Origin of the sequence: Micromonospora sp. MA102 (assembly GCF_025460765.1) — a bacterium.
Lineage (GTDB): Bacteria > Actinomycetota > Actinomycetes > Mycobacteriales > Micromonosporaceae > Micromonospora > Micromonospora halotolerans.
The window spans coordinates 303280-327386 of sequence record NZ_JAMWEG010000005.1 but is presented as its reverse complement, the minus strand read 5'-3'; the positions used below and the strand labels follow the sequence as shown (position 1 = coordinate 327386).

Genomic DNA, 24107 nt, shown 5'->3' with positions numbered 1-24107 from the left:
GGCATGGCGGGGGCCGGGCGGGCCTCGGGGCCGCCGGGGCGGGCGGGTGGCATGGCGGGGCCCGCCGGGCGGGCCTCGGGGCCACGGCGGGCGGCTGGGGTCTCCGGCCCGGGTCGGGCGGCCGGGGGCGGCGGCACCGCGCCCGGGCGGGCGGCCCCGGGCGGTTCCGGCGCGGCCGGACCGGGCCGGGGCCCCGGAGCGGCGGGCGGCAGCCCGCCCCGCGCGGGCGGCACGGCGCCGGGCGCCTCCCCGTCCGGGCCCAGGTCACTGCGCTGCTGCTTGGCCGTCCGCAGGTCGTCGATCCAGCCGAACTCCTCGCCGGCGGCCGCCTCGGCGGGCTCGGCGTCGGCCTTGCCCCGCCCCCACCGGCGGCCCTTGGCACGCGGGTCCCGCCGCTCGTCGGGGCCGTCCGCCGGCTGCTCCGGACCACGCGCCATCACTGCTGACCCTCCCCCACGGCGTCGCTGCCGCCCTCGTTCGCGCCGTCGGCCCGCGCGGCGTCCGCCGGGCGGCCACCGCTCACCGCCGCCTCGACCCGTGCCGGCGGCGCGGGCAGGCCGCGCACGATCCGGCGCAGCAACGGCAGCCGGGTGGCCACCGCCCGCTCCGCGCCGTGCCCGCTGGGTTGGTAGTAGTCGGTCCCGACGAGGTCGTCCGGAACGTACTGCTGGGTGACCACGCCGCGCTGGTCGTCGTGCGGGTAGCGGTAGCCGGCCCCGTGGCCGAGGCCCCGGGCGCCGGCGTAGTGGGAGTCGCGCAGCCCGCGCGGCACGGCCCCGCCGCGACCGGCGCGCACGTCGGCGATGGCCGCGCCGATGGCGGTGGTGGCCGAGTTGGACTTCGGGGCGGTGGCCAGGTGGATGACCGCCTGGGCCAGGTTGAGCTGGGCCTCGGGCAGGCCGACGTATTCGACGGCGTGCGCGGCGGCGGTCGCGACGGTCAGCGCCGTGGGGTCGGCCATGCCGACGTCCTCGCTGGCGAAGATCACCATGCGCCGGGCGATGAACCGGGCGTCCTCGCCGGCCACCAGCATCCGGGCCAGCCAGTGCAGCGCGGCGTCCACGTCCGAGCCGCGCATGCTCTTGATGAACGCGCTGGTCACGTCGTAGTGGGCGTCGCCGTCGCGGTCGTAGCGGACGGCCGCCACGTCGACCGCCTGCTCGGCGACGGCGAGGTCGATCCGCTCCACGCCGCGGGCCGTCGCGGTGGCCGCCGCCGCCTCCAGGGCGGTGAGCGCCTTGCGGACGTCGCCGCCGGCGAGGCGGACGAGGTGGTCCTCGGCGTCGGTCGCCAGCGTGAGGGCGCCGCCCAGCCCGCGCTGGTCGGCGACCGCGCGGCGCAGCAGGCCGCGGACGGCGTCGTCGTCGAGGGGCTGGAGGGTCAGCAGCACGCAGCGGGACAGCAGCGGCGAGATGACCGAGAAGTACGGGTTCTCGGTGGTCGCCGCGAGCAGCGTGACCGTGCGGTCCTCGACGGCGGCGAGCAGCGAGTCCTGCTGCGTCTTGCTGAACCGGTGCACCTCGTCGATGAAGAGCACGGTCGGCGGGCCCCCGGCGCGGCGCTGCCGGCGGGCGGTCTCGATGACCGCGCGGACGTCCTTCACCCCGGCGGTCAGCGCCGACATGGCGACGAAGCGGCGGTCGGTGGCCCGGGCCACCAGGTGCGCGATCGTGGTCTTGCCGCTGCCGGGCGGCCCCCAGAGGATCACCGACATCGGTGCCGCGGCCTCGACGAGTTGGCGTAGGGGGGCGCCGGGCGCGAGCAGGTGGTCCTGACCGACCAGCTCGTCGATGCTGGCCGGCCGCATCCGGACGGGCAGCGGCGAATCCGCCGCGGCGGCGGTGAACCCGTCGACGCCGCCGGAACCCGCGGGGGCGCTGGGCGCTCCGGCGGGTTCGCCGAGGGTGAAGAGGGCGTCGGATTCCATCACGAGAACAGTACCGGGCCGGGCCGACGACGCTGGAATCGCGCCGCCGCCCGGCCGGGATGGTCGTTTCCGGTCAGCCGCGACCCGGACGCCGGCCCCGGTACCAGCGGCCGCCGCCACCGCCGCGCGGGCCGGACCCGACCCCGGCCAGGTAGAGGGAGAGCAGCAGGAAGCCGATGAGCATGAGGGTGTGGGTGTTGAACAGGTCGGGCGCGCCGAAGTTCGTGTTCAGGAAGTCGATCAACAGGGCGAAGCCGAACACGATGGCCGCGAGAATGGCGAGCATGGTCGTTCCTCCGGTGGGGGGTCCCAGTAGGTCGGCGACGGATGTACCCAATCGGTCTGTTCGTCAATCTCCACCGTGGAACGCCCCTGCCGGGGGCAGGTGTTTCCGGTCAGCGGTCGGTGGCGAGGATCGCGTACCGGACGGAGTCCCACCAGGAGCCCCGGACCAGCAGGTGGTCCCGGCTGATGCCCTCGCACCGCAGGCCGGCCTTCTCCAGCACCCGCCGCGAGGCGACGTGGTCCGGCCGGGTCGTCGCCTCCACGCGGTGCAGCCCCACCGGCCCGAACGCCAGGTCGAGCAGGAGCCCGGCGATCGCGGTGCCGAGCCCGCGGCCCCAGTGGTCGGGGTGCACCACGTAGCCGATCTCGCCGCGCCGGTGCGGCACGCTTTCCACGGTGAGGGTGCCCAGCCCGAGCAGGCGGTCGCCGTCGACGGCGGCCAGCCGGTACGCCGGCCGCGGCTCGCCGCCCGCCTCCTCATGCCAGGTGGACACGGCGTCGTGCACCTCGTCCGGGGTGGGCGCCCGCTCGTCCAGCACCCGGTCCAGCACCCGCGGCTCGGTCAGCAGCGCGTGCAGCGCGGGCACGTCGTCGTCGGCCCATTCCCGCAGCACGAAGCCCGGCCCGGTCAGGCGCACAGCCCGTACGGAGTGGATGGGGGTCACGAGTTCTCCTCTCGTAGGCTGGCCGCATGATCGCTGCCGACCAGGTCCTGCTGGGCCGGGACACCCTGCTCGCCGCCACCGGTCACCACCCGTACGCCCGGCACGCGCTCTGGCGCGACCGGGAGGCGCGGGGCTGGCGGCGGGACGGCGCGGTCGGCTGGCTGCTGCCGCCGGGGCAGGGGCCGGCCGGCGGCGCGCTCGGTGCGGCCGGGCCGGCGCTGGACGTCTTCGCGGGCCTGGTGGCGGACGGGACGCTGCACACCGGCCAGTGGCTGCACCTGCCCCGGACCAACCCGGCGGAGGTGGCCGACCGGTTCACGGTGGCGCGCCTCGACGAGTGGGACTTCCTCTGGACCACCACCGCGCCACCGGAGCAGCCGGAGCAGGAGCGGGTCGCCCGTCTCACCGAGGCCGACCACCCCGCGCTGGCCGCGCTGATCGACGAGGCGTTCCCCAGCACGACGTCCCGCCCGGGCGACCCGCGGATCGTCGACTGGTACGGCATCCGCGACGGCGACCGCCTGGTGGCCTGCGGCGCCGACCGCAGCCGGGGCGACATCGGTTTCCTGGCCGGGTTGACCGTGGCGCCCGACCGCCGGGGCCGCGGGCTCGGCGCGGCGCTCACCGCCGGGATGACCCGCGCCCTGCTGGCCCGGTACGACCAGGTGGCGCTCGGCGTCTACACCGCGAACGTCGGGGCGATCCGGCTCTACCGCCGGCTCGGCTACACCGGCACCGAGCCGCGTACCTCGGTCCACCTGGGCTGATCCACCCACCACTACCACCTCCCGCCGGCTTCCCCGTTCGCCTGGCCCGGCCGCCTCGCCGAGCCGGCGGCCCACCCACCGCCCCGACCCCGCCACCTCGCCGACCTGGCGAGGCCGGGCCGGAGCGGCGGGGTCGGGCACGGGACGCTCAGTGCGACCGGGCGGGCGCCGAGGCGGTGGCCGGGACCGGGTCGACCGGGCCGGCGGGGTCGAGTGCCGGGCCGGGGTGGCCCGGCCCGGAGGCTGAGTCACCGGGCCGCTGCTCGCCCGCGGCGGGCTCCGCCGCCGCCGTCCGGCACCCCGCCCGCCAGGCCGGCAGGTAGAGCGGGGCGGCCACGGCGAGCACCACCGCGCCGACCAGCATGGCGACGGTGATGCTGGTGGCGTCGGCCAGGGCGGTCAGCACCACCGCGCCGAGCGCGCCGGCCGGCTGGCCCATCATCGAGTTCAGCGAGAGCACGCTGGTCCGGAACGGCCCGTCGACCTGCCGGTGCAGCAGCCCCATGTGCAGCGGGTTCGACGCGCCGTGCACGGTGTAGCAGGCCAGGTAGGCGATGAGCACCCCGATCGGGCCCGCGAGCAGGCCCATCCCGACCACGGTGACGCCCTGGAGCACCCGCATGAGCGCCGCGGCGGGCGCGGCGCCCAGCCGGCGCAGCATCAGCGGGGTCAGGGCGGCGCCGGCCGCGTTGGCCAGCCAGGCCGCCGAGCTGGCCGGGCCGAGCAGCGCGGCGGCCCGGTCGCTGTCGCCCATCACCTCGGCGAGGCGCACCGGGAGCAGGGACTCGAAGGTGACCATGCCGAAGCCCCAGAACAGCTCGACGGCGACCAGGGCGAGCAGCACCCGGTTGCGGCCCAGCAGGCCGAGCGCCTGGCCGACCATCCGGGGCGCCTCGGCCACTGAGGCCCGCACCGCGGCGGCACCCTGGGCCGGACGGTGCTCGACCAGCAGGACGGTGAGCGCGACAAGCGCGAGCGCCTGGAGGGCGATGGCCACCAGCACGGGCAGGGCCAGCGCGCTGACCGGGCCGACCGGGCCGAGCGCGACCAGGCCGCCGCCGAGCAGCGCGCCGGCGCCGATGGCCACGCCGATCACGGTGCCGGCCCAGCCCAGGCCGCGCTCGTACTCGGCCTTCGGGTCGGCGGCCAGGGTGGCGTCGACGTACCAGGACTCCAGGGGGCCGCTGTCGAGCGCCCGGTAGATCCCCTGCAGCGCCCAGACCAGGAAGAACATCCAGAACGAGTCGGCGACGACGAAGAGCACCAGCGAGACCAGGCAGACCGCCCAGGCGACGAGCAGCACCGGCTTGCGGCCGAGCGCGTCGGCGAGGCCACCGGTGGGCAGCTCCAGCGCCAGCACGACCAGGCCCTGCGCGGTGGCCACGAGGCCGATCTGGGACAGCGACAGGCCGCGCTCCTGCATCAACAGGATCATCACCGGGGTGAGCAGGCCGGTGGGCAGCCAGCGCAGCCCGTAGAGCGTGAGATAGCGGAACCGGACCTGGCGTACGGAGAGGGCGGTCACCGGAACTCCTTCGGCATCGGGTAGGCGGCCAGGAAGATCTGGACCGGCTGGGCGCCGGGCTCGGCCGGGTCGGCCTCGGCCCGGTGGCGTTCGAGCAGCGCCCAGACCTCGGCCTTGATCTCCTCCAGTCGGGCGGTCGGGATCGTCATGAAGATGTCGCTCATGCCGAAGGCGTCCCGCCACTCCGGCGCCCACTCCTGCTGGGTGGCGAACCACTGCTCCGCGTGCTGGGCCAGGAGGCGCACCTGGTCGCCCTGGATCCAGTCGATCGCCGCGCGGGCGTCGGGATCGTCGTCGAAGTCGGTGGGCTCCCAGTTGGTGACGTCGTGCGCGGCCTGCCACCAGCGTTGCCGGCCGGTCCCCCGGTCCGGGTCCTCCACGACCAGCCCCACCTCGGCGAGCTGGCGCAGGTGGTAGCTGGTGGCCCCGGTGTTGGTGCCGAGCAGCTCGGCCAGCGTCGTGGCGGTGGCCGGGCCCTTCACCCGCAGGGCGCCGACCAGGCGCATCCGCAGCGGGTGGGCCAGCACCCGCACCTGTCGGTGGTCCAGCCGCACCTCGCGCGGCTCCGGACGCGACCTCTCGTTCTCCATGCCATGCACAATATCTGTGCATAGTTTCCGTGCACAAGAGTTGTGCACAGAAACTGTGCAAGAGGGGAATCAGGCCAGCACCTCGGTGATGCCGCGCAGCCGGGTACGCAGCAGGCCGGCCGCCCGCGACGAGTCGAGGCGGACCTGGGCGGGGCGGTGCAGGCCCGACTCGGCGATGGTGGCCGTCTTCAGACCGCCCGGGTCGAGGCCCTCGTGCCGGGCCACGAGCAGCCCCATCTCGGCACGGCTGACCGCCTCCGGACCGGCCACGTTGAGCGGGCCCGCCACGTCGGAGGGCACCAGTTCCAGCACCGCCGCGGCCAGGTCGGCCACGTGCACCGGGCAGCGGGCCTCGTCGGTGAAGAGCACGGCCCGCCCGGCCAGGGCGTCCCGGCAGAGCTGGATCTGCTTGCTCCCCTCCCCCACGATCAGCGAGGTCCGCACCAGCACCGCCCCCGGATCGACCGCCCGCACCGCCGTCTCGGCGGCCGCCTTCGCCGCCCCGTACGGGTGCACCGGCGTGGGCACGTCGTCGTCCAGATACGGCGTCGGCCGGCCGGCGTGCAGCGCGTCGCTGGACAGGTGCACGAGCCGCGCCCCCACCTCGGCGGCGGCGCACGCGATGTGGGCGGCCCCGTCGGCGGTGACCCGCCAGTCGTCGTACCGGTAGGGGGTGGCCACGACGGCGTCGGGGCGTACCTCGGTCAGCAGCGCGCGGACCGCGGCGCGGTCGGTGACGTCGAGCCGTCGCGGCGCGACGCCCGGCACCGCGACGGCGGCCGAGTGGTACGTGCCGGTCACCCGGTGCCCGGCCGTGACGGCCTGCCGGCACACCTCGGCGCCCAGGAGGCCGCTGGCCCCCACCACGAGCAGATTCATCCCGTCCTCCAGACGTCGAAAGGCCCGCGCCATCATGACGCCGGCCTTTCGTCGACTCAGGATCAGGTCGGGTCGGCCACCGGGGGCGGCCAGGCTGACGCGACGTCTGCGGCGGCTCGCTCGTTGGTGCGACGAAGGGTGGACGGAGGCGGACGATGGCGGCGGGACGCGGTGCCGGCCTGCTGCGCCCTCCCTTGAGCTCGGGTCGCGCCACGTTCCTGGAGCTCTTCTTCGACCTGGCCTTCGTTGTGGCCCTCACCCGGGTCACGCAACGGTTCGTCGACCTGAGCGATGACACCGGCTGGGCGCTCGTCGCGGGGCTCGGTCGTACCCTGCTGCTCTTCCTGGCGCTCTGGCTGATCTGGTCACACACCACCTGGATCACCAGTCGCTACGAACCGGAGCGGTCGATCATCCAGGCCGTCGTGGTCGGCACCATGCTCGCCGGCCTGGTCATGGCGGTGTCACTGCCACGCGCGATGGAGGAGCGAGCGCTGCCGTTCGCGGCCGCGTGCCTGCTGGTGATGGTGGTGCGGCCGCTGGTCATCGCCGCCGCGCTGCATGGCCATCCGCGACGTCTGGTGCCGCTCCGGCTCGCCGCGTGGGCTGCGGCGAGCGCGCCGCTCTGGCTGGTCGGCGCGTGGGGCCCCGAACCACTTCGCCTGCCGCTGTGGGCTGCCGCCCTCGCTGTCGACTACCTCGCCTGGGCCCTGGGCTGGCCGCTGCCGCGGCTCGGGGCCGCCGCGGTGCACCGCTGGCGGATCGCCGGGACGCATCTTGCCGACCGCCACCAGCAGATGTTCCTCGTCGCGCTCGGTGAGACGATCTTGGTGATCAGCACGGCTTTCGGCGGCACGCACTACTCCTCGGTGCGGGCAGCGGCCTTCGGGGTCGCGTTCGCCACCAGCGCGCTGCTCTGGCGGATCTACTTCCACCGTGCCGGTCTGCTGCTGACCGAGGCGTTGGGTCGGGCGGGTATGCCCGGCCGGCTGGGCACCGTGTCGGAACGGATGCATCTGCTGATCGTGCTCGGCGTGCTCGTCACCGCGGTCGGCTACGAGCTGGTGATCGATCATCCGTACGGGCCGCCGCGGCCCGGTTGGCTCCTGTTCGTGGTAGGCGGTCCGGTGCTCTTCCTCGTCGCCCGTACGCTGCTGGAGTACGAGATCTTCGGCCGGGTATCCCGATCCCGGGTGATCGGCCTGGTGGCCCTGCTGCTGTTCACGCCGGCGTTGGCCCGCTGGGCACCGATGGTCGGGCTGAGCGTGGTGGCCGGAGTGCTGGCCCTGGTCGCGCTACTCGACGCGCTGCGGACCCGGGAAGGGCCGCTGGAGTCTTCCGCCGCGCCGATCGCGCGGGAGGCATCCGGCGATCGCGACTCCGAGGCGTGACCGGACGCCATCAGCGGCGACATCTCGGCGACGCGGTCCCGAGCCGATGACGACCAGTCGTAGGTCGTGTTCTGCAGGTCAGTACGCCTTCGCGGCGCGGCCGAGGCGGACGGCCGAGATGAGGAAGAAGATGGCGCCGGGGATGGCGTAGCCGATCGCGTTGGTGAGCGCCGGGTCGTCCGCGGCGGCGGCCGCGACGAACGATCCGCCGGCGAGCACGGAGAGGCCACCGCTGATGATCATCGGCCACTGGCCGCCCATGTTGCGGCGGGTCACACCCACGATCAGCTGCACCAGCCCGGCCACGATCGCCCAGGCACCCCACACCTGGAGCATCGCCGGAATACCGGACGTGCCGGCGACGGCCAGGCCGATCGCGGCGAGCAGGCTGACCGCGATGTTCACGTACAGCAGGGTGGGTGATGCGGTGGCGCGCGACGCGCGGGCGTCGATGACGGCGGCGGCCGCGTCGAACAGCGGGTAGATCACGAAGAGCGTGACGGCGAGAGAGGTGAGGTTTCCGGCGATCGCAAACGCCACGCCGGCCCAGACGATGGCGAAGGCGAAGCGGACGAAGTACAGCCGCCGCAGGGCGGACGCGGTCGTCGAGATGCCGGGGGAGGCAACGGTGGTCATGGCCATCCTTTTCGAGGCTGCTGAGGGGGACCGCGACCAGCAGGGGCACCCGGCCGGAACGCCGCCCTGTAGAACGAACGTTCTGTCTGATCGTCAAGGTAACGGGCCGCGCTCCGCCCCGTCAAGACCGAACGTTCTATCCACCTGTCCGCAGCGGTCGGACCCGGTGGTCGGAACACCGGGACCGAACGTTCTGTCCGTTAAGCTGGGGCTCATGGCGCGTAGCGAAACCGGCGTCCGGCCGTCCGAGGCGCGACAGCGGCTCCTCACCACCGCGACCAGGATTTTCTACGCGGAGGGGATCCACTCGGTCGGCGTGGACCTGATCATCGCCGAGGCGAAGGTGACCCGGGCCACGTTCTATCGGCACTTCCCCGGCAAGGAGGACCTCGTCCTCGCTTACCTGCAGGCGGCCGACCAAGCCATCCGCGACCAGGTGGACACGGCCTTCGCCGCCGCCCTGCCGGCGCCCGACGCCCTCCGGGCCGTTGCGGAGTCGATCGCCCGGGACATCCGGTCCCCCGGCTTCCGCGGCTGCGCCTTCCTGAACGCCGTTGCGGAGTATCCCGACCCCGACCATCCCGTGCACCAAGCCGTCCTCGCGCATCGGCAGTGGTTCCTCGACACGGTCAACACCCTGCTGGCGAGCATCCAGGAGAGCGACGCCGAGTCCGCCGCGCGGCATTTCGTGATGCTCCGCGACGGTGCCATGGCGGCCGGCTGCCTCTTCGACCCTGCGCTGATCTCCGAGACCTTCCTCCACGGCGTCGAGGGACTCGTCCGGACCCACGCCGCACGCCGGCCATCCTGAGCTACCGGGCGCTCACCGCCCCTCGACTGCGCAGCACCTGAGCGCGTCGCTGCGTCATTCCACCCACCCCTCGTACGCGTCGATCATGAGGCCAGCGGCCGCGACACGCCGGAGCGGTCCCGGGCCAACCTCATGATCGACGGCGAGGAGCGGCGGATCAGGTCGGGTCGGCCACCGGTGCGGCCGGGCCGGCGGTGCCGGCGTGCGGGCCGGTCGGCGCCTTCGGCTTGGCGTCGATCCCGGCCTCGGCGCGCTGCTGGCCGGTGATCGGCGTGGGCGCGCCGGTCAGCGGATCGAAGCCGCCGCGGGTCTTCGGGAAGGCGATGACCTCGCGGATCGAGTCCGCGCCGGCCAGCAGCATGCACACCCGGTCCCAGCCGAAGGCGATGCCGCCGTGCGGCGGAGCGCCGTACTTGAACGCCTCCAGCAGGAAGCCGAACTTGTCCTGCGCCTCCTCGGCGGTGATGCCGAGCAGGTCGAAGACGCGCTGCTGCACGTCTCCCCGGTGGATACGGATCGAGCCGCCGCCGATCTCGTTGCCGTTGCACACGATGTCGTACGCGTAGGCCAGCGCCCGGTCCGGTGCCTCCTCGAACCGGTCCACCCACTCGGCGTTCGGCGACGTGAACGGGTGGTGCACGGCCGTCCAGCCGCCCTCGTCGGTCTTCTCGAACATCGGCGCGTCGACCACCCAGCAGAACGCCCAGGCGCTCTCGTCGACCAGCTTGGCCCGCTTGGCGATCTCGATCCGGGCGGCGCCGAGCAGCTCCTGCGCCTCCCGGGCGTCGGTGCCGGCGGCGAAGAAGACGGCGTCGCCGGGCTTCGCGCCGACCGCGTCGGCCAGGCCGGCCAGGTGCGCCTCGGAGAGGTTCTTGGCCACCGGGCCGCGCGCCTCGCCGGTCTCCGCGTCGAGCACCACGTACGCGAGGCCCCGCGCGCCGCGCGCCTTGGCCCAGTCCTGCCAGCCGTCCAGCTCCTTGCGGGTCTGGCTCGCGCCGCCCGGCATGACGACGGCGCCGACGTAGCCGCCCGCGTCGATCGCGCCGGCGAAGACCCGGAACTCGGTGCCGCGCAGGTAGTCGGTCAGCTCGGTCAGCTCGACGCCGTAGCGCAGGTCCGGCTTGTCCGAACCGTAGCGGGACATGGCGTCGTGCCAGGTGATCCGCGGGATCGGCCGGGGGATCTCGTAGCCGGCCAGGTCGGACCAGAGCTTGGCGACGATCGCCTCGCCCAGGTCGATCACGTCGTCCTCGGTGACGAAGGACATCTCGATGTCGAGCTGGGTGAACTCGGGCTGCCGGTCGGCCCGGAAGTCCTCGTCGCGGTAGCAGCGGGCGATCTGGTAGTAGCGCTCCATGCCGCCGACCATGAGCAGCTGCTTGAACAGCTGCGGCGACTGCGGCAGCGCGTACCAGCTGCCCGGCTGGAGCCGGACCGGGACCAGGAAGTCGCGGGCGCCCTCCGGGGTGGAGCGGGTCAGCGTCGGGGTCTCGATCTCCAGGAAGTCCCGCTCGTGCAGCACCGAGCGGGCGAGCTGGTTGGCGCGCGAGCGCAGCCGCATGGCCTTCGCCGGGCCGCCGCGGCGCAGGTCGAGGTAGCGGTACTTGAGCCGGATGTCGTCGCCGGCCTCGATCTGGTCGTCGACCGGAAGGGGCAGCGGCGCGGCCTCCGAGAGCACCTCCAGCGCGGTGGCGGTCACCTCGACCTCGCCGGTCGGCAGGTCGGGGTTCTCGTTGCCCTCGGGGCGGCGGGTCACCTCGCCGGTCACCTTCACGCAGAACTCGTTGCGCAGCGCGTGCGCGTCCTCCTCGCGGAAGACCACCTGGACGACACCGGAGGCGTCGCGCAGGTCGACGAAGATGACACCGCCGTGGTCGCGCCGGCGGGCCACCCAGCCGGCGAGCGTCACCGTCGAGCCGGCGTCCGCCGCGCGCAGGCTTCCGGCGTTGTGGGTACGGATCACGGCTTGCGTCTCCTCATCTGGTCCACGTCTGCTCCCCGCATTCTGTCAGGGCGGGCCGGCCGGCTCCCGGGCACCCGCCAGGCCGGGCCCGCGCCGAACCCCGGACCGGGGCCGGGCCGGGCGGTTACCGTGGCCGGGTGCGTGCCGTACCCAGCTGGGCCGTGGCCACGGCGGCGGCCGCGCCCGTCCTGCTGGTGGCGGGCTGGACGGTGGCCGGCGCCCGGCAGCCGCCCGGCTACGACCCGGTGCGGGACACGATCAGCGAGCTGGCCGGCGAGGGCGCGACCGACTCGTGGCTCATGGCGGGCTGCCTGGCGCTGCTGGGCTGCTGCTACCTGGGCACCGCGCTGGTCCTGCACGCGGCCGGATTGCCCAGCCGGTTCCTGCTCGCGCTCGGCGGGACGGCCACCATCGCGCTGATCGCCTTTCCGCGGCCGCAGGTCGGCGGGTCGCCGGCACACGGGACGGTGGCCACGATCGCGGTGCTCGCCCTGTCGCTCTGGCCGGCCGGGTCGGCGCTGCGGCTGCCCCGGGCCGTCCGGCGCGGCGTGGCCGCCTCGCCCGCCGGCACGCCACCGTGGGCGTTCCGCCGGCCGGTGGCGCTGGCCGCGACCGCGCTGCTGCTGGTCCTCTTCGGCTGGTTCGTCGTCGAGGTGACCGGCGGGTCGCGGACCGGGCTGGCCGAACGGGTGGCCGCGCTGGCGGTCGCGCTCTGGCCGCTGGCCGCGGTCCTGTCCGCCCGCCGGGCGCACCGCCGCTTCCTCGCGCATTCACCGGAACCACCGGCGGCGGACCCGGCCCGGCCGGACGGGCCGCCGGTCAGTCCGGGTCGGCCGGGAGCAGGTGGTTGACCCGCACGTCGCCCTCGGCCAGCGCGCGGGCGCGCTCCTCGACCGCCCGGTCCGCCCCGGTGAGCCGGCCGCCGTGCTGGCGCAGGTGCTCCTCCCAGGACGGCACCTGGTAGACCTCGACGAAGCCGTGCGTCCGCTCCCCGGCCCGGAACAGCCCCCAGCGCATCGCCCCGGTCCGCCGCCGGGACCGGCCGACCACCCGCATCGCCTCGACGAACTCGGTCTGCCGCTCGGGGTGGACCGTGTAGGAGACGGTGACCAGCACCGGGCCGCCGCGTGGCTGCGGCTCCAGGGCCAGGTTCGGCTCGGGCCAGTAGATCGCCGGGTCGCGGTCCACGCCGCGGGTCTCCCGCAGCGGCCAGAGCAGCACGCTGAGCGCGCCGAGCGCCATCACCACGGCGGCCGCCGTGAGCGCCCCGACCAGGCCGGTGACCTCGCCGAGCCCGCCCCAGGCGACCGCGCCGAGCGCCTGCCCGCCGGCGAAGAACATCTGGTAGACGGACAGGCCGCGGGCGCGTACCCAGCCGGGGAGGAACAGCTGCATGGCGGCGTTGACGCTGGACAGCACGGTCATCCAGGCCAGCCCGGCGGGCACCAGCGCGGCCACCGCCACGGCCGGCTCCGGCACCAGCGCGAGCACCAGCAGCACCCCGGCGTAGAGCAGGCCGGCGAGGAGCAGCAGCCGGTTGCTGGAGAGCACCCGGCGGACCCGGGGCAGGACCAGGGCGCCGGCCACCGCGCCGACGCCGAGCGCGCCGAGCAGCACCCCGTACCCGCCGGCGCCCAGGCCGAGCCGGCGGCTGGCGACCAGCGGCAGCAGCGCCCACAGCGCGCTGCCCGGCGCCACGAACAGGGTGGCCCGGAGCAGGATCCGGCGCACCACCGGGGAGTGCCGGACGTACCGGCCGCCGGCCCGCAGCGCCGCGGTGAACCGTTCCGGCACCGGCTCGGTCTCCGGCCGGTCGGGACGCCAGCGCAGCAGCGCCAGCGCGAAGATCGCGAACGAGACGGCGTTGACCGCGAAGACCACCGCGACGCCGGCCCGGGCCACCAGCACGCCGGCCACCGCGGGCCCGACCGAGCGCGCCAGGTTGACGCTGATCGAGCCGAGCGCCGAGGCGGAGACGAGCTGCGCCCGGGGCACCAGTTCCGGGATCACCGCCTGCCAGGCGGGCAGGGTGAGCGCCTGCCCGACGCCGAGGCCGAAGGTGAGGGTGAGCAGCAGGGCCGGCGGCATCCGGTGCGCCGCGGTCAGCGCCGTGAGCAGGACGCCGACCGCGGCCAGGAAGCACTGCACGGCGATCAGCAGCCGCCGCCGGTCGAAGGTGTCGGCGAGGGCGCCGGCCGGCAGGGCCAGCAGGAGCACCGGCAGCAGGCTGGCGGTCTGCACCAGGGAGACCAGGGTCGGCGCGTTGGGCTGGTCGACGAGCAGCCACTGGGCGCCGACGGTCTGCATCCAGGTGCCGACGTTGCTGGCCAGCACAGCCAGCCAGAGGCTGCGGAACGCGGCGATCCGCAGCGGCGCCCAGGCGGACGCCGGCTGCGCGGGCGGGACGGTCGCGGGGCTGCTCACCGGGCGGAACGTACCCCGCCCGGCGGCGGTCAGTCCGGTGATCCACGAACGCGGACGGGCCGCCGGTCGTCCCGGCGGCCCGTGCGCGTGCGATCGATCAGAAGACGCTGACGCCGTAGCGGCTCAGCACCTCGGTGACCGGCTGGAAGTAGGTGGTGCCGCCGGAGGAGCAGTTGCCGCTGCCACCGGAGGTGAGGCCCAGCGCGGTGCTGCCGGCGAAGAGCGAGCCGCCACTGTCGCCGCCCTCGGCGCAGACCGTGGTGCGGATCAGGCCGGAGACGCTGCCCTCGGCGTAGTTGACGGTGGCGTTCAGGGCGGTCACCGAACCGCTGCGCACGCCGGTGGTGCTGCCGGAGCGCCGGACCGACTGGCCGACGTAGGCGTTGCCCGCCGTGGTGATGTCCTGGTAGCTGCCGTTGTAGAGGTACACGTTGCCGGCCGCGTTGGCCGAGTTGCTGTGCCGCACGATGCCGTAGTCGTTGCCCGGGAAGCTGGTGCCGGCACGGGTGCCCAACACGGCGGTCTGGCCGGAGTTCGAGTACCAGGTCGAACCCAGGTTGGTGCAGTGACCGGCAGTCAGGAAGTAGTAGGTCGAGCCGCTGCGCACGTTGAAGCCCAGCGAGCAGCGGTAGCCACCGGTGTAGATGGCCTGGCCGCCGGAGATCCGGGTGCTGAGCACGCCGGCCTCAGCCTCGATCCGGACCGCGCCACCGGTGCGGGCGGCGGCGGCCTTGACCCGCTCCAACTTGGCGCCGGTGACGGTGCTGTCCACGGAGACGACGACCTGGTTGGTGGCCGGGTCGGTCCACCAGGCGGTGCCCGGGATCTTGGCGGACCGCTCCAGCTCGTTGGTGGCCGCCGCGAGCTTGTCGGCGCCCCGGGTGACGAGCTTCGGGGTGGCGCCCGCGGCGCGGACCTGGCGGGCGGCCGCGGCGTCGGTCACCGCGACGACCATGGTGCCGCTGCTGTCGGCGTACGCGCCGGCGGCGCGGTCACCGAGCTTCGTGGCGAGGGCGGCGGCGGCGTCGGGCGAGGCGGGCGAGGCGGGTGCCGCCTGAGCGGGTGCGCCGAGGAGCGATCCGGTGACCAGGGTGCCGGCCACCGCGACGGCGACGGCGCGGCGGAGTGTGGACCTCGTGGGTCGCATGTAACAACCTCCGGATGGGGGTGACGGGCACTGTCATGTGGACGCGCCCGGGGACAACCCGGCCGACCTGGGGAAACCGGCCGGGTCCACCAAAGTATTCACATATTTAAGATCCTAAGCAAGACATGCCTTTGCCCGAATTCGCAGGGCCGCGCGATGTAACCGCGAAGCAACATCATCGACATCGGCTGTCAGAGCCGGGCGGTCCGTTCAGCCGCGGCGGCGGGCGCCCGGGCCGGGGCGCGGCAGCACCTCGCGCGGGTCGGTCACCTCGTGCCCCTCGGCGCAACTCAGCGCCACGCGCACCTCCGCGCCGCAGTCGCGGTGGGCCACGGTCAGCGGCGAGCCCTCCGGGTCGGCGAGGTAGCGGTCGCCCCAGCCGAGCACCGCCACCAGCACCGGCCAGAGGTCGAGCCCCTTGCCGGTGAGCCGGTACTCGTGCCGCAGCCGGCTGCCCGGCTCCCGGTACGGCTCCCGGCGCAGCACGCCCTGCTCGACCAGCATGGCCAGCCGGTTGGTGAGCACCTGCCGGGGGATGCCGGTGCGCACCCGCATGTCGTCGAAGCGGCGCACGCCGTTGAAGACCTCCCGGAGCACGACCAGGGTCCAGCGCTCGCCGAGGATCTCCATGGCGCGGGCGATCGTGCAGTTCTCGACCGACCAGTCCAGTGCCGCGGGTCTCATGCCGACAGGCTAGGTCTGATTGACAGACTCAGCAACGCGCTGCGAGGCTGCGTCCATGACACAGACGCAGGGGCGCACCCGCACCTTCACCTGGTCCGACCCGGTCGCCGGGGCCGCGCACATCGGCCGGCGCGGCGGCCTGGAGCTGCTGCGCGCCATGATCGCCGGCGAGTTGGCCGCGCCGCCGGTCATGCACCTCATCGACATGTCCCGGATGGAGGCCGACGAGGGCCGCGTCGCGGTCGAGCTGGTGCCCCAGGAGTTCCACTACAACCCGCTGGGCACCGTGCACGGCGGGGTCCTCTCCACGCTGCTGGACACCGCCGCCGCGTGCGCCGTGCACACCACCCTGCCGGCCGGCGTCGGCTACACCTCGCTGGACCTGAACGTGAAGTTCCTCCGCCCGGTCACGGTCGCCAGCGGCACCCTGCGCTGCGAGGGCACCGTGCTCCAGCGGGGCCGCCGCACAGCCCTGGCCGAGGCGCGGCTGACCGACGCGCGGGACCGGCTGGTCGCGCACGCCACGTCGAGCTGCCTGATCTTCTCCCTCGACCAGCCCGCCTGAACCCGCCCGGCGCGCTGCCCTCAGCGGGCCGCGGCGAGGCGGGCGGCGCGGGCCGCGCGCTTCTCCTCGAACCGGGACGCCTGGGTCTCCAGGGTCTCCAGCTGGGCGGCGATCTGGTCGCGCGCGGCCTCGCCGTCGGCGTCCAGCCCGGTCGCCTCGAAGAGGTTCCACTGGCGCAGCACCGGGACCACCACCTCGTCCCGGTGCTGCCGCAGGTCGTAGATGCCGGCCAGCGCGATCGCCACCGACTTGCGGGCGAAGCCGTCGATGCCCACGCCCGGCATCTGGAAGTCGGCCAGCACGTCCGCGACGGCCCGCATGGCCTGGTTCGGGGCCAGCTCGAGGGCGGCGCCGAGCAGGTTGCGGTAGAAGACCATGTGCAGGTTCTCGTCGGCCGCCACCCGGGCCAGCAGCGCCTCGCAGGCCGGGTCGCCGGTCGCCCGCCCCGTGTTGCGGTGCGAGATCCGGGTGGCCAGCTCCTGGAACGAGACGTACGCCAGCGAGTGCAGCACCTCGTCGTCGTGGGTGTTCACGTAGCCCGCCGACATGTGCGTCATCCGGGCCCGCTCCAGGGCCACCGGGTCGACCGCCCGGGTCACCGTCAGGTAGTCGCGGATCGCCGTGCCGTGCCGCCCCTCCTCGGCGGTCCACCGGTGCACCCAGGTCCCCCACGCGCCGTCCCGCCCGAACAGGGTGGCGATCTCGTGGTGGTACGAGGGCAGGTTGTCCTCGGTCAGCAGGTTGACGATCAGCGCGGTCCGGGCCACGTCGGGAATGGTCGAGTCGCCCTCGGTCCAGGCTTCGCCGCCGAGCGGGCCGTCGAAGGTCCGCCCCTCGCTCCACGGCACGTACTCGTGCGGAAACCACTCCTTGGCCAGCGACAGGTGCCGGTCGAGGTTCTTCTCGACCACGGGTTCGAGTTCGAGGAGCAGAGCGGTCTGGCTGAGCACGGTCACGGCGATCTCCCTACGGTGGCGTAACTTACGCCACCGTAGGTCCAATCGTCGTCAGGCGCCAGCCGTGACCGGCCCCACCAGCGGCTTCAGGTCGGCGCGGGGCGGCGTCCACTCCCCCGCCGCGGCGGCCACCTGCTCACCCGAGCGGATGTCCTTCACCTCGTCGCCCTCGGCTCCAGGGAACCACACGTACGGGATGCCGCGCCGCTCGGCGTACCGGATCTGCTTGCCGAACTTGGCCGCGCTCGGCGACACCTCGGTCGGGATGCCCCGGGAGCGCAGCGCCTCGGCCACCCGGTTGCTGGCCGCCCGCTCCTCCTCGGCGGTCACCGCGACCAGCACGCAGGTCGGCACGTCCCGGGAGACCGACAGCGCGCCCGAGCCGAAGAGCAGGCCGAGCAGCCGGGTCACCCCGATCGAGATGCCCACCCCCGGGAAGCGGGTGGCGCCGGAGCTGGCCAGGTTGTCGTACCGGCCGCCGGAGCAGACCGAGCCGAACCGCTCGTAGCCGATCAGCTGCGTCTCGTAGACCGTGCCGGTGTAGTAGTCCAGGCCGCGGGCGATCCGCAGGTCGGCGACGCAGAGGCCGGGCGAGTGCGCGGCGGCGGTCTCCACCACGGCGGTCAGCTCGGCGATGCCCTCGTCCAGCAGCGGGTCGGTCACCCCCAGGGCGCGCACCGCGTCGGCGAACGAGGCGTCCGGCGCGGAGATCTCGGCGAGGGCCAGGCACGCCTTGGCCTGCGCCTCGCTCGCCCCGGCGGTCTCCGCCAGCAGCTCGGCGACCTTCGCCGGGCCGATCTTGTCGAGCTTGTCGACCGCGCGCAGCGCCGCCTCCGGGTCGGTCAGCCCGATGCCCCGGTAGAAGCCCTCGCAGATCTTGCGGTTGTTGACCTGGATCCGCACCGGCGGGATCGGCAGCGAGCGCAGCGCGTCGCCGATCACCAGCGGCATCTCCGCCTCGTAGTGGGCCGGCAGGGTGTCCCGGTCGACGATGTCGATGTCGGCCTGGAGGAACTCCCGGTAGCGACCCTCCTGCGGGCGCTCGCCCCGCCACACCTTCTGGATCTGGTAGCGGCGGAACGGGAACTGGAGCTTGCCGGCGTTCTCCAGCACGTACCGGGCGAACGGCACGGTCAGGTCGAAGTGCAGGCCGAGCGCGTCGTCACCGGCCGGGCCGTCGGCGTCGGCCTGCAGCCGGCGCAGCACGTAGACCTCCTTCGAGGTCTCCCCCTTGCGCAGCAGCTGGTCGAGGGGCTCGACCGAGCGCGTCTCCAGCGGCGCGAAGCCGTACAGCTCGAAGGTGGCGCGGATCCGGTCGAGCACGAACTGCTCGATCATCCGCTGGGCGGGCGTCCACTCCGGGAAACCGGAGATGGGCGTGGGCTTGCTCATCGCGTACTCCTTGGGCGCCGCGCGGGACCGCGCGGTGAGGTCGTGGGTCGCGGCCGGGTTACAGGCCGCGGGTGGGCGCGGCCGGGCGCGCGCCGCCGGTGCCCGACACCTCGACGAGGTACGGGTTGGTCGCGCGCTCGCGGCCGATGGTGGTCTGCGGGCCGTGGCCGGGCAGGACGACGGTGTCGTCGGCCAGCGGGAGAACCTTCTCCCGGAGGCTGTCCAGCATGCGGGGCATGCTGCCGCCCGGCAGGTCGGTGCGGCCGATCGAGCCCGCGAAGAGCACGTCACCGGAGAGGCAGATCTGGTCGGCCTCCCAGGGCGAGCCGGCGCCGGGCATCCGGAACAGCACCGACCCGCCGGTATGGCCCGGGGCGTGGTCGACGGTGATCTCCAACCCGGCCAGCGACAGCGTCGCGCCGTCGGTCAGCTCCGCCACGTCCTCCGGCTCGGCGTACGGCAGCCGCCCGCCGAAGAGCTGCGTGAGGTCCATCGAGAGCGCCTTGGCCGGGTCGGCCAGCAGCTCCCGGTCCTCCGGGTGCACGTACGCGGGGATGCCCCGCGCGCCGCAGACCGGGGCCACCGAGAACGTGTGGTCGAGGTGGCCGTGGGTGAGCAGCACGGCGGCCGGGTGCAGGCGGTGCTCGGCGAGCACGGCGTCGAGCCGGTCGAGCACCCCGATGCCGGGGTCGACCACCACGCACTGCTCCCCCGGCGCGGTCGCCACCACGTAGCAGTTGGTGCCGAAGGCGTCCGCGGGAAAGCCGGCCACAAGCACGTCCGCTCCCCTTCCGTCCGGTCGTCGTCCCTGTCAGCAGCCTAGCCGCACGGGCGACCGGGTTTCGCCGACCACCGGCCCCAGCCGCCCCGCCAGGCACAGTGACAACGCCCGATAAACCGAGGCCGGACCTCGTACACCACTTTCCCAGCCGGTACCCGTACACTCTGGCGGGCGTGTGGCGTGGCGCACCCCCGCAACAGCGGGCGGGCAGCGCCCGGCGCCGGCGACGACCAGGGTAGAGGAAGGGGAGCACGGGTGGCTTCCAGCAGGGACCGGCAGCGCAAACTGGCGCGGGCCAAGCTCGACCGGCAGCTCGCCCGGCGGGCCGCGGCCACCAAGCGCCGCCGGCAGATCCAGGCCGGCGTCGGCGCCGCCGTGGTGCTCGCGTTGATCGTGGTCGGTTCGGCCTGGGCGCTCGGCGCCTTCGACTCCGACCCGAAGAAGCAGGCCGCCGAGGACACCTGCCTCTGGACGCCGCAGGACGCCACGGCCAACACCAATCTCAAGGACGTGGGCACGCCGGCCACCACCGGGCTGCCCACCCAGGGCACCCGGACGATGACGGTCACCACCAACCAGGGCGGCCCGATCACCGCCGACCTGGACCTGGCCGCTGCACCGTGCGGCGCCGCCAGCATCTCGTTCCTGGCCGGCAAGTCGTTCTACGACAACACCAAGTGCCACGAGATCACCACCGAGGGGGCGCTGCGCTGCGGCGACCCGAGCGGCAGCGGCATGGGCGGCCCGTCCTACTCGTTCTACAACGAGAACGTCCCCACCGCGCCGGAGGCCAGCCCGTCCGCCTCGCCGGCGCCGGCGCAGCCCCCGGCGTACCCGAAGGGCACGGTCGCCATGATCGGCAACCCGCCCGGCAGCAACGGCAGCCAGTTCCTGATCTTCTTCAAGGACTTCAACCCGGCCACGCCGGCGTACACCGTCGTCGGCAAGGTCACCGGCGGCCTCGACGTGGTGGAGAAGATCGGCGCCCTGCCGACCGTGGACAATGGGAGTGGGGCCAAGGTCAAGCCGAAGACGGACGTGGTGATCCAGAGCCTCACCGTCGGCGAGTCGAACGCCGCGCCGGCCGCCACGAGCGCGCCCGCGGCGAGCCCCAGCGCCGGCTGACCCGGCCGCCCCACCCTGAGCAGCGGCGAGCACCGCCGCACCCGAAAAGCATGTGAGGAGTGACCGTGACGTCCACGAGAGAGCGGCAGCGCGCGGCGGCGCGGGCCCGCCTCGAGCGGGAGATGGCCGAGCGTGCCGCCAAGGCCCGCAAGCGCCGGCAGACCCAGGCCATCGTCGGCGCCGCGGCCGTGCTGGTGCTCGTCGTGGCCGGCACCGTCTGGCTCGCCACCTCGCTCGGCGGTGACGACAAGAAGCAGAACACCGCCGCCACGACGGGCAACGTGCAGTGCGCGTTCACCGAGGTCCCCAAGGAGGGGCGGCCGAAGCAGATCAAGGACGTCGGGCTGCCCCCGGCCCAGCAGGCCAACAAGGGCACCCAGACCATGACGATCGACACCAACCTGGGCCCGATCACCGCGAAGCTCGACCGCAGCCTGGTGCCCTGCACCGCCGGCAGCTTCACCCAGCTGGCCAGCAAGGGCTTCTTCGACAACACGAAGTGTCACCGGCTCGTCACCCAGGGCATCAAGGTGCTCCAGTGCGGCGACCCGAGCGCGACCGGCAAGGGCTGGCGGGAGACCGACGGCACCGGCGGCCCGAGCTACAACCTGGCCGAGGAGAACCTGCCCACCAACAAGCGGCCCCCCTACCCGGAGGGCGTCATCGCGATGGCCAACTCCGGCCAGCCGGGCAGCACGGGCAGCCAGTTCTTCATCGTCTACGGCGACTCCCAGCTCGACCCGAACTACACGGTGCTCGGCACCATCACCGGCGGCATGGACCTGGTGAAGCAGGTGGCCGCGGCCGGTGACGACGGCGCCTTCGCCCAGCAGGCCGGCGGCGGTCACCCGAAGAAGGAGATCGTCATCAACAAGCTGAGCATGAGCGACATCCAGGGCTGACAGCCCCCGCAACGAAAAGCGCCCGCCGGCTCGGAGCCGGCGGGCGCTTCTCGTCGTGCGGTCAGGCGCCGGAGGTGACCCGGTAGGCGTCGAAGACGCCGTCGACCTTGCGGACCGCGGCCAGCAGGTGCCCGAGGTGCTTCGGGTCGGCCATCTCGAAGCTGAACCGGCTCACCGCCACCCGGTCCCGGGTGGTGGTGACCGTCGCGGAGAGGATGTTGACCCGCTCGTCGGAGAGCACCCGGGTCACGTCCGCGAGGAGCTTGTGCCGGTCGAGGGCCTCCACCTGGATGGCCACCAGGAAGGTCGAGGCGGAGGTGAGCTTCCAGCTCACCTCGACCACCCGCTCGCTCTGCGCGCGCAGGTCTTCGGCGTTGGCGCAGTCGTCCCGGTGCACGCTCACCCCGCCGGAGCGGGTGACGAAGCCGAAGACGGCGTCCGGCGGCACCGGCGTGCAGCAGCGCGCCAGCTTGATCCAGACGTCGCTGACGCCCCGGACGACGACGCCCGGGTCGCTGCTGCTCTGCCGGCTGCGCGGCGGACGGGTGGCGACGGCGGTCTCGGCGATGTCCTCCGCCGCGCCCTCCTCGCCCCCGTACGCGGCCATCAGCTTCTGCACCACCGACTGGGCCGAGACCTGGCTGTCGCCGACCGCCGCGTAGAGCGAGGCCACGTCGGCCAGGTGCAGGTCCCGGGCGATCGCCATGAGCGCGTCCGAGGTGAGCATCCGCTGCAACGGCATGCCCTGCTTGCGCATCGCCTTGACGATCGAGTCCTTGCCGGCCTCGATCGCCTCCTCGCGCCGCTCCTTGTTGAAGTACTGGCGGATCTTGGTGCGGGCGCGGGGGCTCTTGACGAAACCCAACCAGTCCTGCGTCGGGCCGGCCGTGTCGGACTTCGACGTGAAGATCTCGATCACGTCGCCGTTGGACAGCGTCGACTCCAGCGGCACCAGCTTGCCGTTGACCCGCGCGCCGATGCACTTGTGCCCGACCTCGGTGTGCACCGCGTACGCGAAGTCCACCGGCGTCGACCCGGTCGGCAGCGGGATGACGTCACCCTTGGGGGTGAAGACGTACACCTCCTGGCTGGACAGGTCGAACCGCAGCGCGTCGAGGAACTCGCTCGGGTCGGCCGCCTCCCGCTGCCAGTCCAGCAGCTGGCGCAGCCAGGTCATCTCGTCGATGTGCGCCGGCGGGCCGACCACCGGGGTGCCCTTGTGCTCCTTGTACTTCCAGTGCGCGGCGATGCCGAACTCGGCGGTGCGGTGCATCGCGTAGGTGCGGATCTGCATCTCCACCGGCTTGCCGGTGGGCCCGATGACCGTCGTGTGCAACGACTGGTACATGTTGAACTTGGGCATGGCGATGTAGTCCTTGAACCGGCCCGGCACCGGCTGCCAGTTGGCGTGGATGACACCCAGCGCCGCGTAGCAGTCCCGCACCGTGTCGACCAGGATCCGCACCCCGACCAGGTCGTAGATGTCGTTGAAGTCGCGCCCCCGCACGATCATCTTCTGGTAGATCGAGTAGAGGTGCTTCGGCCGGCCGGTGGTCTCCGCCTTGATCTTGGCGGCCTTGAGGTCGGTGGACACCTTCTGGGTCACCTGGCGCAGCAGCGCCTCGCGCTGCGGCTGGTGCTCGCCGATCAGCCGGTTGATCTCCTCGAACCGCTTCGGGAACAACGTGCCGAAGGCGAGGTCCTCCAGCTCCCACTTGATCGTGTTCATACCGAGGCGGTGGGCCAGCGGGGCGAGGATCTCCAGCGTCTCCTTGGCCTTCTGCTCCTGCTTGGGGCGGGGCAGGAAGGTCAGGGTGCGCATGTTGTGCAGCCGGTCGGCCAGCTTGATCACCAGGACCCGGGGGTCCTTCGCCATGGCCACGACCATCTTGCGGATCGTCTCCGCCTTGGCCGCGTCGCCCAGCTTGACCTTGTCGAGCTTGGTGACGCCGTCGACCAGCAGGGCCACCTCGCCGCCGAAGTCGGCGCGCATCTGGTCGAGGGTGTATTCCGTGTCCTCGATCGTGTCGTGCAGCAGCGCCGCGACCAGGGTGGTGGTGTCCATGCCGAGGTTGGCCAGGATGGTCGCCACCGCGAGCGGGTGGGTGATGTAGGGGTCACCGGACTTGCGGTACTGACCCGAGTGCCAGCGCGCGGCCGTGTCGAAGGCGCGCTGGAGCAGCCGGGCGTCGGCCTTGGGGTGGTTCTCGCGGTGGGTGGCGATCAGCGGCTCCAGCACCTCGCTGACCTGCGAGGTCTGCCAGGGCGCGTTGAAGCGGGCCAGCCGGGCGCGCACCCTGCGGCCGGTCGGCGCGTTGGAAAGGGCGAAGCCGGCGCCGGGCGTGGGATCCGCCGCGGCGTCGGTCGGGAACGGCACCACGACCGCCCCGCCGTCCGCCTTCCCGTCGGGCCCACCGCCGGTGCCGGTCACTCGCGCCGGCGGGTTGCCGCTGCGCTCGGTCACCGAGCCGTCCGCGTCGCCTGTCGGGTGCACCGTGCCCTCCACCGGAGGGACGACATCGTGGGACACCGGCCTCCTCACCGCTCGCCGGGAAGCGCCGGCCGTCCGGCCGACGTCCTGTCCAACCGGCCGAGGGGCCGGAGTTGTTCCGCGCCGGGCATCGGAACCTCGCGGCCCCGGCAGCCCCGCGCCGCCGGACGGTCACCCGTCCGGTCAAGCAAAGGGCAATGC

The 24107-nt window shown here is 73.6% G+C and carries 22 protein-coding genes; 7 read left to right on the top strand and 15 right to left on the bottom strand.

Annotated elements, in window-relative coordinates; all coding sequences use genetic code 11:
* Positions 1-436: 436 nt before the first annotated feature.
* The 3 genes from NFX44_RS13405 to NFX44_RS13395 form a co-directional block, all read right to left on the bottom strand.
* Positions 437-1927, bottom strand: a complete 1491-nt coding sequence (locus NFX44_RS13405; RefSeq protein ID WP_262283848.1) for a replication-associated recombination protein A — start codon at positions 1925-1927, stop codon at positions 437-439.
* A gap of 73 nt (positions 1928-2000) precedes the next feature.
* Positions 2001-2213, bottom strand: coding sequence for a hypothetical protein (locus NFX44_RS13400; RefSeq protein ID WP_091309808.1), 213 nt, complete (start codon positions 2211-2213; stop codon positions 2001-2003).
* Between the two features lie 109 nt (positions 2214-2322).
* Positions 2323-2877: a GNAT family N-acetyltransferase gene (locus tag NFX44_RS13395; RefSeq protein ID WP_262283847.1), complete on the bottom strand. Its 555-nt coding sequence runs from the start codon at positions 2875-2877 to the stop codon at positions 2323-2325.
* A gap of 26 nt (positions 2878-2903) precedes the next feature.
* Between NFX44_RS13395 and NFX44_RS13390 the strand changes: the two genes are divergently transcribed.
* Complete coding sequence (locus tag NFX44_RS13390) at positions 2904-3644, top strand: GNAT family N-acetyltransferase (RefSeq protein WP_262283846.1); 741 nt, start codon at positions 2904-2906, stop codon at positions 3642-3644.
* 148 nt (positions 3645-3792) lie between these two features.
* Here the strand turns inward: NFX44_RS13390 and NFX44_RS13385 are convergent, their stop codons facing one another.
* The 3 genes from NFX44_RS13385 to NFX44_RS13375 form a co-directional block, all read right to left on the bottom strand.
* Positions 3793-5169, bottom strand: a complete 1377-nt coding sequence (locus tag NFX44_RS13385) for an MFS transporter (RefSeq protein ID WP_262283845.1) — start codon at positions 5167-5169, stop codon at positions 3793-3795.
* Positions 5166-5759 carry a helix-turn-helix domain-containing protein gene (locus NFX44_RS13380; protein WP_262283844.1) on the bottom strand — a complete coding sequence of 198 codons (594 nt, stop codon included), beginning with the start codon at positions 5757-5759 and terminating at the stop codon, positions 5166-5168. The genes NFX44_RS13385 and NFX44_RS13380 overlap by 4 nt, the downstream gene beginning before the upstream one ends.
* 69 nt (positions 5760-5828) lie before the next feature.
* The gene (locus tag NFX44_RS13375; protein ID WP_262283843.1) at positions 5829-6638 is read right to left on the bottom strand and encodes a sugar nucleotide-binding protein; all 810 of its coding nucleotides are present in this window, start codon (positions 6636-6638) and stop codon (positions 5829-5831) included.
* Positions 6639-6793: 155 nt separating this feature from the next.
* Between NFX44_RS13375 and NFX44_RS13370 the strand changes: the two genes are divergently transcribed.
* Positions 6794-8029: a low temperature requirement protein A gene (locus NFX44_RS13370; protein WP_262283842.1), complete on the top strand. Its 1236-nt coding sequence runs from the start codon at positions 6794-6796 to the stop codon at positions 8027-8029.
* Between the two features lie 78 nt (positions 8030-8107).
* Here NFX44_RS13370 and NFX44_RS13365 read toward each other — a convergent pair whose 3' ends face one another.
* Positions 8108-8665: a hypothetical protein gene (locus tag NFX44_RS13365; RefSeq protein WP_262283841.1), complete on the bottom strand. Its 558-nt coding sequence runs from the start codon at positions 8663-8665 to the stop codon at positions 8108-8110.
* Positions 8666-8879: 214 nt separating this feature from the next.
* On the opposite strand from NFX44_RS13365, the gene NFX44_RS13360 reads away from it, so the two are divergent.
* Complete coding sequence (locus NFX44_RS13360) at positions 8880-9476, top strand: TetR/AcrR family transcriptional regulator (RefSeq protein WP_262283840.1); 597 nt, start codon at positions 8880-8882, stop codon at positions 9474-9476.
* A gap of 157 nt (positions 9477-9633) precedes the next feature.
* Here the strand turns inward: NFX44_RS13360 and aspS are convergent, their stop codons facing one another.
* Positions 9634-11439, bottom strand: a complete 1806-nt coding sequence (aspS, locus tag NFX44_RS13355; protein ID WP_262283839.1) for an aspartate--tRNA ligase — start codon at positions 11437-11439, stop codon at positions 9634-9636.
* A 137-nt stretch (positions 11440-11576) separates the two neighbouring features.
* Here aspS and NFX44_RS13350 point away from each other — a divergent pair, with 137 nt between their 5' ends.
* Entirely contained in the window at positions 11577-12290 is a 714-nt protein-coding gene (locus NFX44_RS13350) for a DUF998 domain-containing protein (RefSeq protein ID WP_262283838.1), read from the top strand.
* Here NFX44_RS13350 and NFX44_RS13345 read toward each other — a convergent pair.
* The 3 genes from NFX44_RS13345 to NFX44_RS13335 all read right to left on the bottom strand — a co-directional run bounded on the left by NFX44_RS13345 (position 12259) and on the right by NFX44_RS13335 (position 15694).
* Entirely contained in the window at positions 12259-13863 is a 1605-nt protein-coding gene (locus NFX44_RS13345) for an MFS transporter (RefSeq protein WP_262283837.1), read from the bottom strand. The two genes, NFX44_RS13350 and NFX44_RS13345, sit on opposite strands and share 32 nt — an antisense overlap.
* A 97-nt stretch (positions 13864-13960) precedes the next feature.
* Positions 13961-15010 (bottom strand): S1 family peptidase, encoded by a 1050-nt coding sequence (locus NFX44_RS13340; protein WP_262283836.1) that lies wholly within the window; start codon positions 15008-15010, stop codon positions 13961-13963.
* A 210-nt stretch (positions 15011-15220) separates the two neighbouring features.
* Complete coding sequence (locus NFX44_RS13335; protein ID WP_262283835.1) at positions 15221-15694, bottom strand: helix-turn-helix domain-containing protein; 474 nt, start codon at positions 15692-15694, stop codon at positions 15221-15223.
* Positions 15695-15749: 55 nt separating this feature from the next.
* On the opposite strand from NFX44_RS13335, the gene NFX44_RS13330 reads away from it, so the two are divergent.
* Complete coding sequence (locus NFX44_RS13330; RefSeq protein ID WP_262283834.1) at positions 15750-16259, top strand: PaaI family thioesterase; 510 nt, start codon at positions 15750-15752, stop codon at positions 16257-16259.
* Between the two features lie 20 nt (positions 16260-16279).
* Here NFX44_RS13330 and NFX44_RS13325 read toward each other — a convergent pair whose 3' ends face one another.
* From NFX44_RS13325 to NFX44_RS13315, 3 genes are read right to left on the bottom strand one after another with little or no spacing between them, the layout of a single operon-like run.
* A complete protein-coding gene (locus NFX44_RS13325; RefSeq protein WP_262283833.1) occupies positions 16280-17215 on the bottom strand; it encodes an acyl-ACP desaturase in 936 nt (311 codons plus the stop codon).
* A 51-nt stretch (positions 17216-17266) separates the two neighbouring features.
* Complete coding sequence (gene hisS / locus NFX44_RS13320; RefSeq protein ID WP_262283832.1) at positions 17267-18607, bottom strand: histidine--tRNA ligase; 1341 nt, start codon at positions 18605-18607, stop codon at positions 17267-17269.
* 58 nt (positions 18608-18665) lie between these two features.
* Positions 18666-19385 (bottom strand): MBL fold metallo-hydrolase, encoded by a 720-nt coding sequence (locus NFX44_RS13315; RefSeq protein ID WP_262283831.1) that lies wholly within the window; start codon positions 19383-19385, stop codon positions 18666-18668.
* Positions 19386-19643: 258 nt separating this feature from the next.
* On the opposite strand from NFX44_RS13315, the gene NFX44_RS13310 reads away from it, so the two are divergent.
* On the top strand, positions 19644-20513 hold the full coding sequence (locus tag NFX44_RS13310; RefSeq protein ID WP_262283830.1) for a peptidylprolyl isomerase: 870 nt from the start codon (positions 19644-19646) through the stop codon (positions 20511-20513).
* A gap of 65 nt (positions 20514-20578) precedes the next feature.
* Entirely contained in the window at positions 20579-21415 is an 837-nt protein-coding gene (locus NFX44_RS13305) for a peptidylprolyl isomerase (RefSeq protein WP_262283829.1), read from the top strand.
* Between the two features lie 61 nt (positions 21416-21476).
* Here NFX44_RS13305 and NFX44_RS13300 read toward each other — a convergent pair whose 3' ends face one another.
* Complete coding sequence (locus NFX44_RS13300; protein WP_262283938.1) at positions 21477-23921, bottom strand: bifunctional (p)ppGpp synthetase/guanosine-3',5'-bis(diphosphate) 3'-pyrophosphohydrolase; 2445 nt, start codon at positions 23919-23921, stop codon at positions 21477-21479.
* Positions 23922-24107: the final 186 nt, after the last annotated feature.